The organism is Pseudomonas sp. TUM25319, from assembly GCF_056388475.1.
This window is the reverse complement of record NZ_CM150751.1, coordinates 5,476,163-5,492,429: the sequence shown is the minus strand read 5'-3', so window position 1 is coordinate 5,492,429 and position 16,267 is coordinate 5,476,163. Positions and strand designations below refer to the sequence as shown.

At 65.1% G+C, this 16,267-nt stretch carries 17 protein-coding genes; 9 read left to right on the top strand and 8 right to left on the bottom strand.

Translation table 11 applies throughout. The features are described 5' to 3' along the window. Positions 1 to 672 (top strand): DNA-3-methyladenine glycosylase I, encoded by a 672-nt coding sequence (locus AC05QJ_RS24815; RefSeq protein ID WP_476743884.1) that lies wholly within the window; start codon positions 1 to 3, stop codon positions 670 to 672. Positions 673 to 717: 45 nt separating this feature from the next. Here the strand turns inward: AC05QJ_RS24815 and AC05QJ_RS24810 are convergent, their stop codons facing one another. From AC05QJ_RS24810 to arsC, 3 genes are read right to left on the bottom strand one after another with little or no spacing between them, the layout of a single operon-like run. Beyond that, positions 718 to 1,134, bottom strand: a complete 417-nt coding sequence (locus AC05QJ_RS24810; protein WP_476743883.1) for a DUF2069 domain-containing protein — start codon at positions 1,132 to 1,134, stop codon at positions 718 to 720. Beyond that, positions 1,127 to 1,732 (bottom strand): NAD(P)H:quinone oxidoreductase, encoded by a 606-nt coding sequence (gene wrbA / locus AC05QJ_RS24805; RefSeq protein WP_476743882.1) that lies wholly within the window; start codon positions 1,730 to 1,732, stop codon positions 1,127 to 1,129. Before wrbA ends, AC05QJ_RS24810 begins: the two co-directional genes overlap by 8 nt. Continuing rightward, complete coding sequence (gene arsC, locus AC05QJ_RS24800) at positions 1,729 to 2,082, bottom strand: arsenate reductase (glutaredoxin) (protein WP_476743881.1); 354 nt, start codon at positions 2,080 to 2,082, stop codon at positions 1,729 to 1,731. Before arsC ends, wrbA begins: the two co-directional genes overlap by 4 nt. Before the next feature lie 86 nt (positions 2,083 to 2,168). Between arsC and AC05QJ_RS24795 the strand changes: the two genes are divergently transcribed. Then, the gene (locus AC05QJ_RS24795; RefSeq protein WP_476743880.1) at positions 2,169 to 2,633 is read left to right on the top strand and encodes a TlpA disulfide reductase family protein; all 465 of its coding nucleotides are present in this window, start codon (positions 2,169 to 2,171) and stop codon (positions 2,631 to 2,633) included. A gap of 65 nt (positions 2,634 to 2,698) precedes the next feature. Here the strand turns inward: AC05QJ_RS24795 and AC05QJ_RS24790 are convergent, their stop codons facing one another. The 4 genes from AC05QJ_RS24790 to AC05QJ_RS24775 all read right to left on the bottom strand — a co-directional run bounded on the left by AC05QJ_RS24790 (position 2,699) and on the right by AC05QJ_RS24775 (position 7,379). Beyond that, the gene (locus AC05QJ_RS24790; protein WP_476743879.1) at positions 2,699 to 3,121 is read right to left on the bottom strand and encodes an META domain-containing protein; all 423 of its coding nucleotides are present in this window, start codon (positions 3,119 to 3,121) and stop codon (positions 2,699 to 2,701) included. Further along, positions 3,100 to 3,537, bottom strand: a complete 438-nt coding sequence (locus tag AC05QJ_RS24785) for a hypothetical protein (RefSeq protein WP_476743878.1) — start codon at positions 3,535 to 3,537, stop codon at positions 3,100 to 3,102. The genes AC05QJ_RS24790 and AC05QJ_RS24785 overlap by 22 nt, the downstream gene beginning before the upstream one ends. 30 nt (positions 3,538 to 3,567) lie before the next feature. Further along, positions 3,568 to 4,557, bottom strand: a complete 990-nt coding sequence (locus AC05QJ_RS24780; RefSeq protein ID WP_476743877.1) for a 2-hydroxyacid dehydrogenase — start codon at positions 4,555 to 4,557, stop codon at positions 3,568 to 3,570. Positions 4,558 to 4,625: 68 nt separating this feature from the next. After that, entirely contained in the window at positions 4,626 to 7,379 is a 2,754-nt protein-coding gene (locus AC05QJ_RS24775) for a response regulator (RefSeq protein WP_476743876.1), read from the bottom strand. Positions 7,380 to 7,582: 203 nt separating this feature from the next. On the opposite strand from AC05QJ_RS24775, the gene AC05QJ_RS24770 reads away from it, so the two are divergent. From AC05QJ_RS24770 to AC05QJ_RS24740, 7 genes are all read left to right on the top strand, one after another. Further along, positions 7,583 to 8,296: a response regulator transcription factor gene (locus AC05QJ_RS24770; protein ID WP_476743875.1), complete on the top strand. Its 714-nt coding sequence runs from the start codon at positions 7,583 to 7,585 to the stop codon at positions 8,294 to 8,296. A gap of 1 nt (position 8,297) precedes the next feature. Beyond that, complete coding sequence (locus AC05QJ_RS24765) at positions 8,298 to 9,662, top strand: HAMP domain-containing sensor histidine kinase (RefSeq protein WP_476743874.1); 1,365 nt, start codon at positions 8,298 to 8,300, stop codon at positions 9,660 to 9,662. Between the two features lie 94 nt (positions 9,663 to 9,756). After that, positions 9,757 to 10,659, top strand: a complete 903-nt coding sequence (gene cysM / locus AC05QJ_RS24760; RefSeq protein WP_476748003.1) for a cysteine synthase CysM — start codon at positions 9,757 to 9,759, stop codon at positions 10,657 to 10,659. Continuing rightward, entirely contained in the window at positions 10,659 to 12,017 is a 1,359-nt protein-coding gene (rlmD, locus tag AC05QJ_RS24755) for a 23S rRNA (uracil(1939)-C(5))-methyltransferase RlmD (protein WP_476743873.1), read from the top strand. The genes cysM and rlmD overlap by 1 nt, the downstream gene beginning before the upstream one ends. A 97-nt stretch (positions 12,018 to 12,114) precedes the next feature. Beyond that, a complete protein-coding gene (gene relA / locus AC05QJ_RS24750; protein ID WP_476743872.1) occupies positions 12,115 to 14,355 on the top strand; it encodes a GTP diphosphokinase in 2,241 nt (746 codons plus the stop codon). Between the two features lie 65 nt (positions 14,356 to 14,420). Further along, positions 14,421 to 15,251 carry a nucleoside triphosphate pyrophosphohydrolase gene (mazG, locus tag AC05QJ_RS24745; protein ID WP_476743871.1) on the top strand — a complete coding sequence of 277 codons (831 nt, stop codon included), beginning with the start codon at positions 14,421 to 14,423 and terminating at the stop codon, positions 15,249 to 15,251. Between the two features lie 26 nt (positions 15,252 to 15,277). Next, positions 15,278 to 15,817: a DUF2058 domain-containing protein gene (locus AC05QJ_RS24740; RefSeq protein WP_476743870.1), complete on the top strand. Its 540-nt coding sequence runs from the start codon at positions 15,278 to 15,280 to the stop codon at positions 15,815 to 15,817. Positions 15,818 to 15,865: 48 nt separating this feature from the next. Here the strand turns inward: AC05QJ_RS24740 and AC05QJ_RS24735 are convergent, their stop codons facing one another. Next, positions 15,866 to 16,048: a hypothetical protein gene (locus tag AC05QJ_RS24735; protein WP_476743869.1), complete on the bottom strand. Its 183-nt coding sequence runs from the start codon at positions 16,046 to 16,048 to the stop codon at positions 15,866 to 15,868. Between the last annotated feature and the right edge of the window lie 219 nt (positions 16,049 to 16,267).

The following is a 16,267-nucleotide window of genomic DNA, read 5'->3' as shown; positions in this document are numbered from 1 at the left end:
ATGCGCGACTATCAGTGGCTGCATGAGTTCTGCCTGAACCGCTTCGGTTCCGCCGCCGCGCTGGAGGCGTTCCTGCCCCAGCCGCGCACCCCGGCGCAACTGCGCGACATCGGCGATGACCGCTACCTTTCGACCCTGGCCTTGCGGGTGTTCCGCGCCGGGCTCAAGCACAGCCTGGTGGACGCCAAGTGGCCGGCGTTCGAAGAGGTGTTCTTCGGCTTCGATCCGGAGAAAGTGGTGCTGATGGGCGCCGAGCACCTGGAGCGGTTGATGCAGGACACCCGCCTGATCCGCCACCTGGGCAAGCTCAAGAGCGTGCCGCGCAACGCGCAGATGGTGCTGGACGTGCAGAAAGAGAAGGGCAGCTTCGGCGCCCTGATCGCCGACTGGCCGGTGACCGATATCACCGGGCTATGGAAATACCTGGCCAAGCACGGCAATCAGCTGGGCGGGCTGTCGGCGCCGCGTTTTCTGCGCATGGTCGGCAAGGACACCTTCATCCCCACCGATGACATGACTGCGGCGCTGATCGCCCAGGACGTGATCGACAAGAAGCCCACCAGCCAGCGCGACCTGGCGCTGGTGCAGGACGCCTTCAACCAGTGGCACGCCGAGAGTGGCCGGCCGCTGTGCCAGTTGTCGGTGATGCTGGCGCATACCGTCAATCATTGACCTCTCGGGCCTCATCGCCGCACCGCAGCGATAGGGGCCCTCAAGTCAGGCCGATCCTTCCCCTGCCATCCGCCGATCGAACTGGAACCGCCAGCGGATATACAGCAGCGCACAGACGAACAGCTTCAGGCTGATCACCACTTCCAGCCAGCCGAACAGCGCCCGCGACGGGTCGAACGCCGCTTCCACGCCGGTGATGAAGTACAGGTTGAGCACGAAGCACATCCAGGCATGGGCCCGGGCGCTGCCGCCGATCATGCCCGGCGCTACCAGCGCCAGCGGCAGCAGTTGAATGCCGAGGATCACCCAGGGCCGCGCACCGTGCAGGTCGGTGAAGAACAGGGTGTTGACGATCAATAGCACGATCAGGGCGACGAAGGCCGCCAGGCTCAGGGCCCGGGTCAGACGCACGCGCGGTTCCAGCCACTCCGTTGGCGGAAGGATCTTCGGCTTTTTAGCCACGGCCGTTCTCCAGGCGCTGCGCGGTGCTCGCCAGACGCTGGCCCAGGGCGCGACACAGGGTGATTTCGTCGGCATCCAGATCGCGCTTGCCGTCCGCACCGGCGTGGTGGCTGGCGCCGTAAGGCGTGCCGCCGCCGCGGGTCTCGATCAGTGCCGATTCGCTGTAGGGCAGTCCCATGATCAGCATGCCGTGGTGCATCAGCGGCAGCAGCATCGACAGCAGGGTCGATTCCTGGCCGCCGTGCAGGCTGGCGGTCGAGGTGAAGGCTGCAGCCGGCTTGCCCACCAGGCCGCCGCTCAGCCACAGGCTGCTGGTGCCGTCGATGAAGTACTTGAGCGGCGCCGCCATGTTGCCGAAGCGGGTGGGGCTGCCCAGCGCCAGACCCGAGCAGTGGCGCAGGTCGTCGAGGGTGGCGTACAGGGCGCCGGTCTCGGGAATCGCGGGCGCCACCGCTTCGCACTCGGTGGAGATCGCCGGTACCGTGCGCAGGCGCGCCTCCATGCCGGCCAGCTCGACGCCGCGGGCGATCTGCCGGGCCATCTCGCTGGTGGAGCCATGGCGGCTGTAGTAGAGGATCAGGATGTAGGGCTGGCTCACGGCAGGATCTCCAGCACCTTCTCTGGCGGACGGCCGATCACCGCCTTGTCACCGGCTACCAGGATCGGGCGCTCGATCAGTTTCGGGTGTTCGGCCATGGCGGCGATCAGTTGCTCGTCGGTCAGCGCCGGGTTGGCCAGGTCGAGGCTCTTGTATTCGTCTTCGCCGGTGCGCAGCAACTGGCGGGCACCAATGCCCAGCTTGGCCAGCAGCGCCTGGAGGGTGGCGGCGTCCGGCGGGGTTTCCAGGTAGCGCACCACGGTAGGGTTCAGGCCGCGCTCTTCGAGCAGCTCCAGCGCACCACGGGATTTGGAGCAGCGGGGGTTGTGGTAAAGCGTCAGGTCGGTCATGTCAGGGTCGCATCCAGCTGTGAGTGGCGGGTATTCTAACCGCAGCGTATTGGCATTTTGCTTGAATCTTGAAGAAGGATTGACCCATGACAAGGCGTTTGGCAGCAGCCCTGGCCATCACCGCGAGCCTGTTGCTCGGTGGCTGCGGTGCAGACTACGGCCTCGACCAGAACGGCAACACGGTAAAGGCCGAGCAACTCGACGGGCGTTGGGTGGTGCTCAACTACTGGGCCGAATGGTGTGGCCCGTGCCGGGTGGAAATTCCCGAACTGAACAAGGTGACCCAGGAGTGGCAAGGCCAGGGCGTCACCGTGGTGGGTGTCAACTTCGACGGTTTGCAGGGCGATGAACTGAAGCAGGCCACCGACAAGATGGGCATCGGCTTTACCGTGCTGGCCCAGGATCCGGCCGAGCGCTACGACCTGCCGCGCAGTGAGGCGCTGCCGGTGACCTACATCATCGACGACAAGGGCAAGGTGCGTGAGCAGTTGCTCGGCGAGCAGACGGCGGCGGGGCTGGCGGAGAAGATCAAGGCGCTCAAGGGCGCCTGATCCGGCCCTTTTTCACTGTGGAAGCGAGCACGCTCGCTCCCACAGGGTGTCTACACCACCAGCGTTCAGCCTTCTTCAGGCCAGAAACGCAGCGGCTTGCCCTCGGCCGGCCAGAACCGGATCTGTTCGATGGGCGAGATGTCCCAGCGTTGTACCGTGGTCAGGGCCTGCAGGAAGCGTTTTTCCTGTTCCATCACCGCCGGTGCGCACAGCTTGCGGGTGCTGCCGACGGCGCCGAAGCTGAGTTTGTCGCCGTCCAGGGTGTACGGCGCGAACCAGTGGTTGCAGCCGGCATTGCCGTAGGCCCGGCCATCGGCGGCGAGGGTCAGGGTCAGGTGGCTGTAGTCCATCAGCGGACGTTCGCCGATCCATTCCAGTACATAACTGCGTTCCTGCTGCAGCTTGATCGGCTCGGCCGCACAGCCCGCCAGGGCAGCGCCGACCAGCGCGCTCGACAAAACCTTTTTCACTGCGCCTGCTCCCGGCATTTGGGGCACAGGTGCTTGTCGCCTTTGGTGCTCCAGCCCAGCTCGGCGATGCGCGCCACGGCGGCCGGTTGCTGGGCTTTCTTGCCCAGCTTGGCATCGACGGCGAACTCGAAGTCGAGGGTGGTTGCGCAGGCGTCGCAGTTGACCTGCCACTGATGGATCGCCAGCTCGCCGAAGACCGGTCCCGTGGCCACCGCGACCCACTGGCCGCGCGGGTTGATCAGGTGGCGGACGCTGTCGACGGTCAGGCGCATGGACAAGTCCTTGCTGCCCTTGAGGGTGACCAGCAGGACGTCGCCTTTCTGGATCGAGCCGCCGTTGCCGGTGACCTGGTAACGGCCTGGCACCAGCGCACGGCATTCGATCAGGGTGTGTTGCGGGTTGAAGAGGGTGTAGCGGAAATCGTGTTCGACCATGGGGCCTCCAAATTTGCCGCGTATCCTACCTCATCCCTCCACCAGATTCTGCGGCTCGCCGACCATCCATCGGGCAATGTTGTCCAGGGTCGTGCCAGCGATGGCGGCCAGCGCCTCGCGGGTCAGGAACGCCTGGTGGGCGGTGACGATGACATTGGGGAAGGTCAGCAGCCGCGCCAGCACGTCGTCCTGCAGCGGCTGGTCGGAGCGGTCCTCGAAGAAGATCTGCGCTTCTTCTTCGTACACATCGAGGCCCAGGTAGCCGAGCTGGCCGCTTTTCAGTGCCTCGATCAGCGCCGGGGTGTCCACCAGTGCCCCGCGCCCGGTGTTGATCAGCATGGCGCCCGGTTGCAGGTCGGCCAGGCTCTGGATGTTGATCAGATGCCGGGTCTGCGGTGTCAGCGGGCAGTGCAGGCTGATGATGCGCGACTGGCGCAGCAACTGCTCCAGCGGCAGGTAGCGGGCCCCCAGGGCTTCCATCTCTGGGTTTGGGTAAGGGTCATAGGCCAGCAGCTCGCAGCCGAAGCCGGCCATGATGCGGGCGAACGCCACGCCGATCTGGCCGGTACCCACGATACCCACCGTCTTGCCATGCAGGTCGAAGCCGGTCAGGCCGTGCAGGCTGAAGTCGCCTTCACGGGTACGGTTGTAGGCGCGGTGCAGGCGGCGGTTGAGGGCGAGGATCAGCGCCACTGCATGCTCGGCCACGGCATGGGGCGAGTAGGCCGGCACCCGCACGACGGTCAGGCCGAGGCGTTTCGCTGCGGGCAGGTCGACATGGTTGTAGCCGGCCGAACGCAGAGCGATCAGGCGCGTGCCGCCGGCGGCGAGGCGCTCCAGCACCGGTGCCGACAGGTCGTCGTTGATAAAGGCGCAGACCACCTCGTGGCCGGCGGCCAGCGTGGCGGTGTCCTCGGTCAGGCGCGTGGGCTGGAAGTGCAACTCCAGCCCCGGCACCTCAGGGGCGGCAGTGAAGCTGTCCTGATCGTAGGACTGGCTGCTGAAAAACAAGGCGCGCATGGTCAGGCTCCCGAACGGTCGAATGGCGCCAGTGTAGCCAAGCACGGGCGCCGCGCACTTGCCTCAGGTCAGGCGCTCTGGCGTGCGGCCCAGGTCAGCCGGTCGATGGCCCGCTCCAGTTCGTCGAGAGATTGCGGTGCTTCCGGGTCGTCCTGCTTGAGCAGGGTTTCGCTGCGCTGGCAGGCCGCGCGCAGCTGCGGCACGCCACAGTAGCGGGTGGCGCCGTTGAGCCGGTGGACCCGCTCGATGGTCGCGGCGCGGTCGTCGGCATCGCGGGCGGCGCGGATGGCCTGGCGGTCCGACTCCAGCGAGGCCAGGAGCATCGCCAGCATGTCGGCGGCCAGGTCCGGTTTGCCGGCTGCCAGGCGCAGGCCCTCTTCCGGGTCCAGCACCTTCAGTTCGGCGCCGCCGCGCTGGGGTTCGGCGTAGCGTTCGCTGCGGGTCAGGTTGACCGGCAGCCCCGTCCACTTCTGTACCACCTGGGCCAGTTGCCGGTCGCTGATGGGCTTGGTCAGGTAGTCGTCCATGCCGCTGTGCAGCAGGGCACGTTTCTCGTTGGCCATGGCGTGGGCGGTGAGGGCGACGATGGGCAGCGCCTGGCCACCCTGGCCGGCTTCCCAGCGACGGATCTGCTCGGTGCATTGGCGGCCGTCCATACCGGGCATCTGCACGTCCATCAGGACCAGGTCGAAGCTGTCCTGCTGCACCGCCTTGATCGCGGCACTGCCACTGTCCACCGCCAGCACCTCGGCGCCGAGGTCTTCGAGCAGGGTCTGGACCAGCAGCAGGTTGGCCGGGTTGTCATCGACGCAGAGCACTTTCGGCAGGCGCTGGCCGGGCACCACTTTGATTTCGCTGGTGCTGCGCCGTGGCTGGATCAGTTCCAGCAAGGCGCGGCGCAGTTTGCGCGTGCAGGCAGGCTTGGCGTAGAGCTGGCCATGGGCGTTGGGCAGGTAGGGGTGGTACAGCGCCTGCTCGGTGGTGGGGCAGAGTACCAGGGCCTGGCAGGCGAAGTGCTCCAGGCGCTGGATCAACTGGCCGAGGCGTTCCGGCGGCAAGTCGTGCAGGTTGACCCCGAGTACCGCCAGCTCGAAACGTTGCCCGGCCAGGCGCGCGGCCTCCACGCCGCTGAGCAGGTGTTCCGGGGAGTTGAAGGTGGTGACGGCCAGGCCACAGTCCTCCAGTTGGTGCTCCAGTGCCTGGAGGGCCAGTTCATGACCATCGACGATGGCCACGCGGCGCCCCTGCAGGATCGGCAGAGGCTGGTCTTCAAGGGTGTCGCGGGCCTTGGGCAGGGTGAGACTGATCCAGAACTGCGAGCCTTCGCCGGGCGTGCTGTCGACGCCGATCTCGCCGCCCATCTGCTCGATCAGGCGCTTGGAAATCACCAGCCCCAGGCCGGTGCCGCCGGGCTGACGCGACAGCGAGTTGTCGGCCTGGCTGAATGCCTGGAACAGTGCGCGGACGTCCTGGCCGGAGAGGCCGATACCGGTGTCCTGGATGCAGATACGCAGTTGCGCGCTTTCTCCGGTCTCCTCCTCGAGCATGGCACGGGCGACGATGGTGCCCTCGCGGGTGAACTTGATGGCGTTGCTGACTAGGTTGGTGAGGATCTGCTTGAGCCGCAGCGGGTCGCCCACCAGTGACAGCGGCGTGTCGCGGTAGACCAGGCTGACCAGTTCGAGCTGCTTGGCATGGGCCGCGGGGGCGAGGATGGTCAGGGTGTCCTGGATCAGGTCGCGCAGGTTGAACGGAATACTCTCCAGCACCAGCTTGCCGGCCTCGATCTTCGAGAAGTCGAGGATCTCGTTGATGATCCCGAGCAGGCTGTCGGCGGATTTTTCGATGGTGCCCAGGTAGTCGAGCTGGCGCGGGGTCAGTTCGCTTTTCTGCAACAGATGGGTAAACCCGAGGATGCCATTGAGCGGCGTGCGGATCTCGTGGCTCATGTTGGCGAGGAACTCGGACTTGATCCGGCTGGCTTCCAGGGCCTCCTTGCGGGCCATGTCCAGCTCGATGTTCTGGATCTCGATGGTTTCCAGGTTCTGACGCACGTCTTCGGTGGCCTGGTCGATGCTGTGCTGCAGTTCTTCGTGGGCGCTGTGCAGGGTTTCGGCCATGCGGTTGATACCGCCGGCCAGTTCGTCCAGCTCGTAGCTGCCCATGGTCGGCAGGCGTTCCTCGAGGTTGCCGTCCTTGAGCTGGCTGACGGCATGCTTGATCTGCCCGATCGGGCCATTGATCGCACGGCTCATGCGCAGCGCCAGCAAGGTGGTCGCCATCAGGCCGAGGATGATCAGCAGCAGACTGGCGAACAGGCTGCGGTAGCCGCGCAGCAGGGTGCTGCCATGGGATACCTCGATTTCCACCCAGCCCAGCAGGCGGTCGGCTTCTGCCGGAACCGGATCGTCGGTGAGATCGCGGTGGTGACCGAACACCGGCAGCAGGTAGCGGGTGGCGTCGCTGCCGGAGCGCTGCAGCAATTGGTTGCCGCCGCCGGCGGGCGGCAGGTTGAGCATGCTCGGGCCGGCATGGGCCAGGCCGCCGCGATCGGGAGACAGGAACGCCACGGCGCGGACGTCCGGCTGCTCCAGGCTTTGGGTGGCGATGCGTTCCAGTTGTGCCCGATCCCGGCGCGCCAGCGCCGAACCGACCAGCGGTGCCAGGCTTTCGGTGATCATCCGTCCGCGCTGCAGCAACTGGGTCTGCAATTCGTTCTGCTGCACCCAGGTGAAGTAGCCGCCCAGTACCAGTGCCATGGCCCCGGCGGGCACCACGGCGAGCAGGAGCACGCGCGTGCGGATTCCGAAACGATTCAGCACACCCGATCTCCTGTTTCTGCTCTGCGCTGGACGGCACCCACCGCGGTGTGACGGTGGCGCCAGGGAAGAAAGCTACCGCGACTGTCGGTCGATTGCACTCATTTGTCTCCGGTCGGCTCAGCCGGCCTTTCTACCTCGGTCCGGTTGCCCGGGGGAGTGTAATGGCCAATAATCGCGCGATTGAGAATTGCTAGCAGCCGCCAATGAATCCCGCCGTCAGACCCAACCCCAACATCCTCGCCATCGAGGACGACCCGGTGCTCGGTGCCTACCTGCATGAGCAACTGGAGCGTAGTGGTTTTCTCGTGACCTGGTGCCGCAACGGCCGCGAAGGGCTCGAGCAGGCGCGCCAGCAGCATTTCGATGTGGTGCTGATGGATATCCTGCTGCCGGGCATGACCGGGCTGGATGCCCTGATGCAACTGCGGGAGAACAGCGGCACGCCGGTGATCATGATGTCGGCCCTGGGCGCCGAGGCCGATCGCATCACGGGTTTCGAGCGCGGGGCGGACGACTATCTGCCCAAGCCGTTCAGCATGGCCGAGTTGCGGGTGCGCATCGAAGCCATTCTGCGTCGGGTGGCGCTGGAGCGGCGCCATCCGCCGGCGGCGCCGGCCAGTGCGGGACTGGTGTTCGACGAAGCGGCCTGCGATGTGCGCCATGACGGCCAGGCCGCCGGCCTGACGCCCAGCGAGTACCGCCTGCTCGATACCCTGCACCGCAGTCCGGACGAGGTGATGAGCAAAGCCTTCCTTTACCAGCATGTGCTGCAGCGCGGCTATTCCCGCCATGACCGCAGCCTGGACATGCATGTCAGCCAGATCCGCCGCAAGCTCAAGGCCGTCGGTTACCAGGAGCGCCAGGTCCGCACGGTCTGGGGCCAGGGCTACGTCCTGAGTGCCGGCGAGGACCACTGAGTTGCCCAACCGTCATTCGCTGTTCTGGAAACTGGCGATCCTGTTGGTGGGGTTCTGCCTGCTGCTGATCTTCCTGACCCTGTCCTGGGGCCGGCACATGGAGGTGCGCAACGCCTACCTTGCGCCTGGTGCCAAGGCGCTGCTCGAAGGCTACGCCGCCGAGGCGGAACAGGCGCTGACCGAGGGCGGCACCGCCGGCGTGGATGCCTGGCTGAGCAGCATGCGCGAGCGCGAAAGCGGCTTCATCGGCGTGATCGGCCCTGACCTGCAGCCGCTGGGCAGCCTGCCGCTGACTGACAGCGAAACCGAGCGCCTGACCAATCTGCGTGGCGTGGACCGTCCGGTCAGCCGTCATTCGGCGACCTCGCCGTGGATGCGCGTGCCGTTTCCCGGCGATTCGGCGCTGGGCAGCCTGGTGATCGAACTGCCTCACCGGCTGATCCCCGACCGCTGGAACCTGGTGTTCTGGCGCATGGTCACCAACGGCCTGATTCCCGGCCTGTTGACCCTGTTGTTCTGTGTCGGTCTCTACCGCATGCTGATCCGCCCCCTGCACCAGTTGCGCGAGCAGGCCAATGCCTGGCGCTCCGAGCAACTGACCGCCCGGGTGGCCAGCGCCACCACCAGCCGCCGCGACGAATTCGGCGAACTGGGGCGCGCCTTCGACGATATGGCCGAGCGCCTGCAGGGCACCGTGGCGCTGCAGCAACAGTTGTTGCGCGACCTGTCCCACGAAATGCGCACGCCCCTGAGTCGCTTGCAGGTGGCCAGCGACAGCGAGCAGAGCCTGGACGGGCTGCGCGAGCGTCTGGGGCGTGAAGTGGAGTGCATGCAGCGCCTGGTGGAAGACGCCCTGCAACTGGCCTGGCTGGATGCCGAGCGGGCGCCGCTGCCCTGCGAGCCGATCGAGGTGCAGGCGCTGTGGGACATGCTGGCCGAAGACGCCTGCTTCGAAAGCGGCTGGCCGCGCCGGCAGTTGCATTGCAGCCTGCCGGGCGATTGCTGGGTGCGCGGCAATCTCAACAGCCTTGCCCAGGCGCTGGAGAACATCCTGCGCAATGCCATCCGCCATTCACCTGTAGACGGTCGTATCCGGCTCGGCGGCGAGCGCCAGGGCGGCTACTGGCTGCTGTGGCTGGAAGACGAGGGTGGCGGGGTGGAGGATGCCGAGCTGGAACGGATTTTCGCCGCCTTTACCCGGCTCGATGGCTCGCGCCCCGGCGACGGCGGTTTCGGCCTGGGCCTGAGCATCGCCCGCAATGCCGTGCAGCGTCAGGGCGGGCGCCTGTGGGCGCAGAACGGCGAGCGCGGCCTGCGCCTGAATATCCGTCTGCCGGCCTTCGACCCGGCGACGCAGGATTTATAGCCATCGGCTATAAGCCTCGTACATTGCGTGATATGGAGCGGGACGGATTGCCGGTATGATAGGCGACCCCGGCAGTCTGGATTGCGAAAACGCCATGACCTTGCAGTACCCCACTATCGCCGATTGCGTCGGCAATACCCCTCTGGTTCGCCTGCAACGCATGGCCGGCGAGACCAGCAATACTCTCCTGGTGAAACTCGAAGGCAACAACCCGGCAGGTTCGGTCAAGGACCGCCCGGCGCTGTCGATGATCACCCGTGCCGAACGGCGTGGCCAGATCAAGCCGGGCGATACCCTGATCGAAGCCACCTCCGGCAACACCGGCATCGCCCTGGCGATGGCGGCGGCGATCAAGGGCTACAAGATGATCCTGATCATGCCGGACAACTCCACCGCCGAACGCAAGGCGGCCATGACCGCCTATGGCGCCGAGCTGATTCTGGTCAGCAAGGAAGAAGGCATGGAGGGCGCCCGCGACCTGGCCGAGCGGCTGCGCAACGAAGGCCGTGGCCTGGTACTGGACCAGTTCGGCAACGGCGACAACCCCGAGGCCCATTACGCCAGCACAGGTCCGGAGATCTGGCAGCAGACCGGCGGCAACATCACCCATTTCATCAGTTCCATGGGCACCACCGGCACCATCATGGGCTGCTCGCGTTATCTCAAGGAACAGAACCCCGAGATCCAGATCGTCGGTCTGCAGCCGATGGAAGGCTCGGCGATTCCCGGCATTCGCCGCTGGCCGCAGGAATACCTGCCGTCGATCTTCGAGGCCGAGCGGGTCGATCGTGTGGTCGACATGGCCCAGAGCGAAGCTGAAGACGTCACCCGTCGCCTGGCCCGGGAAGAGGGCATTTTCTGCGGCGTGTCTTCCGGTGGTGCGGTCGCGGCAATGCTGCGTCTGTCCCGCGAAGTGGAAAACGCCGTGATGGTGGCGATCATCTGTGACCGTGGCGACCGTTACCTGTCGACCGGCCTGTTCGACGCGGATCGCTGATGTCCAAAAGCAAACGTAATGGCGGCCTGCGCTTCCAGCCGGCCGGCGGCAGCCGCACGCCCCAGGTGCCTGCGGGCAAGAAACAGCGGCTGGGCATCGATCGTCTCGCCGGTGATGGCCGGGGTATTGCCTTCCTCGAAGGCCGGACCTGGTTCGTCAGCGGCGCCCTGGCCGGTGAAGAGGTCGAAGCCCGTGTGCTGAACGCCCATGGCAAGGTGGTCGAGGCGCGTCTGGAGCGCGTGTTCACCGCCAGCTCGCAACGTCGCGAGGCGCCGTGCCGGCATTTCGACCGCTGTGGCGGCTGCAACCTGCAACACCTGCCCCATGCCGATCAACTCGAACTCAAGCAGCGCCTGCTGGCCGAGCAACTGCAGCGGGTCGCTGGCGTTGCCCCGGAGCAGTGGGCGGCGCCATTGAGCGGCCCCGAGTTCGGTTATCGTCGCCGCGCCCGGATCGCCGTGCGCTGGGACCAGAAGGCCAGGCGTCTGGACGTCGGTTTCCGCGCCGAAGCCAGTCAGGACATCGTCGCCATCGACGACTGCCCGGTGCTGGTACAGCCCTTGCAGACGGTCATGCGTCATCTGCCGACCTTGTTGCGCAGCCTGGGCAAGCCGCAGTTCATCGGTCACGTCGAGCTGTTCAGCGGTACCGCGCTGGCCATGCTGGTGCGCCACACCGGCCCGTTGGGCGAGGCTGACCTGGCACGCCTGACGGCCTTCTGTGAAGAAGCGGGCGTGCAGTTGTGGCTGCAGGGCGAAGGCGAGCCGGCAGCGCTGGACCCGCAGGCTTCCCTGGGCTTTGCGCTGGAACCGTGGAATCTCGAACTGGCCTATCGGCCGGGAGACTTCGTCCAGGTCAACGCCGGGGTCAATACGGCGATGATCGCCCAGGCGCTGGACTGGCTCGCGCCGCGTGAAGACGAACGCGTGCTGGACCTGTTCTGCGGCCTGGGCAACTTTGCCCTGCCGCTGGCGCAGAAGGCCGCCGGGGTGGTGGCAGTGGAAGGGGTGCAGGTGATGGTCGACCGGGCCGCCGCCAATGCCCGTAGTAACAATTTGAATAATGTTCGGTTTTTTCAGGCAGATTTATCCCAACCCTTGAGCACGTCCGGTTGGGCGGCCGAAGGGTTTTCTGCGGTACTCTTGGACCCACCGCGAGATGGTGCCTACGAGGTTGTAAGAAATATCGCTGCACTGGGGGCGAAGCGGCTGGTCTATGTATCGTGCAATCCGGCGACTCTGGCCCGCGATACGCTTGAATTGATCAAGCAGGGTTACCGGTTAAAAAGGGCCGGGATCCTCGACATGTTTCCGCAGACAGCGCATGTCGAGGCCATGGCGTTATTCGAAGTCGGCTAGCGTTGCTGGCCGGCCGGTGGGGCTCCCGGAAACAGGCGGATCCCCACCCGAGTTTTCAGGCGCATCGCGCATGCGCTGTAGGGAAAGGTAAACAAAGATGGTACAGGTGAGAGTGCACCAGCCGGTCAACACCGACGGCAGTATCAATCTCGAAGCATGGCTGGATCATGTGGTCAGCGTCGATGCTGCGCTGGACCGGCAAGCCCTCAAGGTTGCCTGCGAGTTCGCCCAGGAAATCGAAAAGAAGGGCAACCAGGCCAAGCATTCCTGGGCCGACGGTACGTCGAGCTTCCAGGCAGGCCTGGAGATTGCCGAGATCCTCGCGGACCTCAAGCTCGATCAGGATTCGCTGGTGGCGGCGGTGATCTACCGCTCGGTGCGTGAAGGCAAGACCACCCTGGCCGAGGTCGGCCAGCGCTTCGGTGCCGTGGTATCCAAGCTGATCGACGGCGTGCTGCGCATGGCGGCCATCAGCGACAGCCTCAACCCGCGCCACTCGCTGGTACTGGGTTCGCAGGCGCAGGTGGAGAACCTGCGCAAGATGCTCGTGGCGATGGTCGACGACGTTCGCGTGGCGCTGATCAAGCTGGCCGAGCGGACCTGCGCGATCCGCGCGGTGAAGGGTGCCGACGACGAGAAACGTCACCGGGTTGCCCGCGAGGTGTTCGATATCTACGCGCCACTGGCGCATCGCCTGGGTATCGGCCATATCAAGTGGGAGCTGGAAGACCTGTCGTTCCGCTACCTGGAGCCGGAGCAGTACAAGCAGATCGCCAAGTTGCTGCACGAGCGGCGGCTGGACCGCGAGCGCTTCATCAACGACGTGATGGCCCAGTTGCAGAACGAGCTGCTGGCCACCGGCGTCAAGGCCGACATCAGTGGCCGGGCCAAGCACATCTATTCCATCTGGCGCAAAATGCAGCGCAAGGGCCTGGAGTTCAGCCAGATCTACGATGTGCGTGCGGTGCGGGTGCTGGTTCCGGAAATGCGCGACTGCTATACCGCCCTCGGTATCGTCCACACCCTCTGGCGGCATATCCCCAAGGAGTTCGACGACTACATCGCCAACCCCAAGGAAAACGGTTACCGCTCGCTGCACACCGCCGTGATCGGCCCCGAGGGCAAGGTGCTGGAAGTGCAGATCCGCACCCACGCCATGCACGAGGAAGCCGAGCTCGGCGTCTGCGCCCACTGGCGCTACAAGGGTACCGACGTCAAGTCCGGTTCCAACCACTACGAAGAGAAGATCTCCTGGCTGCGCCAGGTGCTGGAATGGCACGAGGAACTGGGCGATATCGGCGGTCTTGCCGAGCAGTTGCGGGTGGATATCGAGCCTGACCGGGTCTACGTCTTCACCCCCGACGGCCACGCCATCGACCTGCCCAAGGGCGCGACGCCGCTGGACTTCGCCTACCGCGTGCACACCGAGATCGGCCACAACTGCCGCGGCGCCAAGATCAACGGCCGTATCGTGCCGCTCAACTACAGCCTGCAGACCGGCGAGCAGGTCGAGATCATCACCAGCAAGCACGGCAATCCGAGCCGTGACTGGTTGAACTCGAACCTCGGCTACGTCACCACCTCGCGGGCGCGGGCCAAGATCGTTCACTGGTTCAAGCTGCAGGCCCGCGACCAGAACGTCGCCGCCGGCAAGACCCTGCTGGAACGCGAACTGATCCGCCTCGGCCTGCCGCAGGTAGACTTCGAGCGTCTGGCAGAAAAGGCCAACCTCAAGACTGCCGAGGACATGTTCGCCTCCCTCGGTGCCGGCGATCTGCGCCTGGCCCACCTGGTCAACGCCGCGCAACAGCTGGTGGAGCCGGAGCGCCTCGAAGAAGTCGAGCTGATCACCCGCAAGGCCACCGGCTACAAGCCGGGCAAGCGCGGCGATATCCAGATCCAGGGCGTGGGCAACCTGCTGACGCAGATGGCCGGCTGCTGCCAGCCACTGCCAGGCGATGCCATCGTTGGCTATATCACCCAGGGCCGTGGCGTGACCATCCACCGTCAGGATTGCGCCTCGGTGCTGCAACTGACCGGCCGCGAGCCGGAACGGATCATCCAGGTCAGCTGGGGCCCGGTGCCGGTGCAGACCTACCCGGTCGATATCGTCATCCGTGCCTACGACCGTCCGGGGCTGCTGCGTGACGTCTCCCAGGTCCTGCTCAACGAGCGGATCAACGTGCTGGCGGTCAACACCCGCTCGAACAAGGAAGACAACACCGCCCTGATGTCGCTGACCATCGAAATCCCCGGCCTGGACGCTCTCGGGCGCCTGCTCGGGCGGATCTCGCAGTTGCCGAACATCATCGAGACCCGGCGCAACCGCACGCCTTGATACCTGCCGCCCGCGCCGTCACCGGCGCGGGCGGCCAGGACTTATCCGTCAGACGAGACCCGACGATGTACACCCAGGACGACCTGCTGCACCTCATGGCCCGGCTGCGCGACCCGCAGTACGGCTGCCCGTGGGACCTCAAACAGACCTACGCGAGCATCGTCCCGCACACCCTCGAAGAAGCCTACGAAGTCGCCGATGCCATCGAGCGCGGTGACTTCGAGCACCTGCAGGGCGAGCTGGGCGATCTGTTGTTCCAGGTGGTCTATTACAGCCAGTTGGCCCAGGAAGAAGGGCGCTTCGAATTTGCCGGGGTGATCGACAGCATCACCCGCAAGCTGATCCGCCGTCACCCGCACGTGTTCCCCACTGGCGAGCTGTATGCGCCACTGGATACGCCGCGGCTGGACGAGGATCAGGTCAAGCAGCGCTGGGAAGAGATCAAGGCCGAGGAGCGCGCCGAGAAAAGCGTGCCCGAACAACTGTCCCTGCTCGACGACGTACCGGCCGCCTTGCCGGCCCTGTCGCGGGCGGCCAAGCTGCAGAAGCGCGCGGCCCAGGTCGGTTTCGACTGGCCGGGCCCGCTACCGGTGCTGGACAAGGTCCGCGAAGAGCTCGATGAAGTGCTCGAAGCCATGGCCGACAACGATGCGGCGGCGCTGGCCGACGAGGTGGGCGATCTGCTGTTCGCCACCGTCAACCTGGCCCGCCATCTGAAACTCGATCCGGAAAACGCCCTGCGAGGCGCCAACGCCAAGTTCGAACGACGTTTTCGTTTTATCGAGCAGGCATTGCGCGACACAGGGCGTCCGATCGAAGATTGCACCCTCGAAGACCTGGATGCCCTGTGGGGCGAAGCCAAGCGTCAGGAAAAGAACCTGCCCAGCTGCGGCTGAGCTGATGCATAAGTGAGTGAACACCCATGAGCCTTTCCCTTCGCGACCAATTGCTCAAAGCCGGTCTGGTCAACCAGAAGCAGGTCAAGCAGGTCGACAAGCAGCAGAAGAAACAGAAACGCCTGGAGCACAAGGGCCAGGTCGAGGTCGATGACAGCCAGCAGCGCCTGGCCAAGGAAGCCATGGCCGAGAAGGCCGCCCGCGACCAGGAACTGAACCGCCAGCAGCAGGAAAAGGCCGAACAGAAGGCCCGCGCCGCCCAGGTCAAGCAACTGATCGAAGTCTCGCGTCTGCCGAAGCTGACCACGGAGGACTACTACAACTTCGTCGACGACAAGAAGGTCAAGCGTATCTCGGTCAACGCCCTGATGCGTAGCAAGCTGAGCAGCGGCTCCCTGGCAATCGTCGCCCATGGTGGCGGTTACGAGATCATCCCGCGGGAAGCGGCGCTGAAGATCCAGGAGCGCGATCCCAAGCGCATCCTGCTGCTCAACACCCAGGTGGAAGAGCCGGACGCCGATGATCCGTATGCGGCCTACGTCATCCCTGACGACCTGATGTGGTAAAGACGACAAACCCCGCTTCGGCGGGGTTTGTGCTTTCAGGAGGGAGCGTCAGGAGCTCGCCTTGCGGGTTTCCCAGACTTCCAGCTCCATGCGGTAGCGGTGGGCTTCGTGTTCAGTGTGGAACATGCCGACCAATTGACCCTGCTGGTGCACATCCCAGATGCGCACGCCTGCTGCCAGGCCTTCGTGAGACAGTTTCGATTCGTCGCGCTCAGTTACTTTGACAGTCATGTGCAAACTCCAAATCCGGTTAACTGCGGCACTGTGTCGCAGGACTCTTTTATAGGATTTGTTAGCTGGCTAAGTAAATTAAAAGCGCCATGAAAGATCTTTCATGCGTTTTTTGAGCTGCAAGTTGCGAGCTGCAAGCTACAAGAAAAAGCAGCGGTGATTGCGTTTTTTGAGCTGCAAGTTGCAAGCGGTAAGCCACAAGAAAAAGCGGCGGCGATG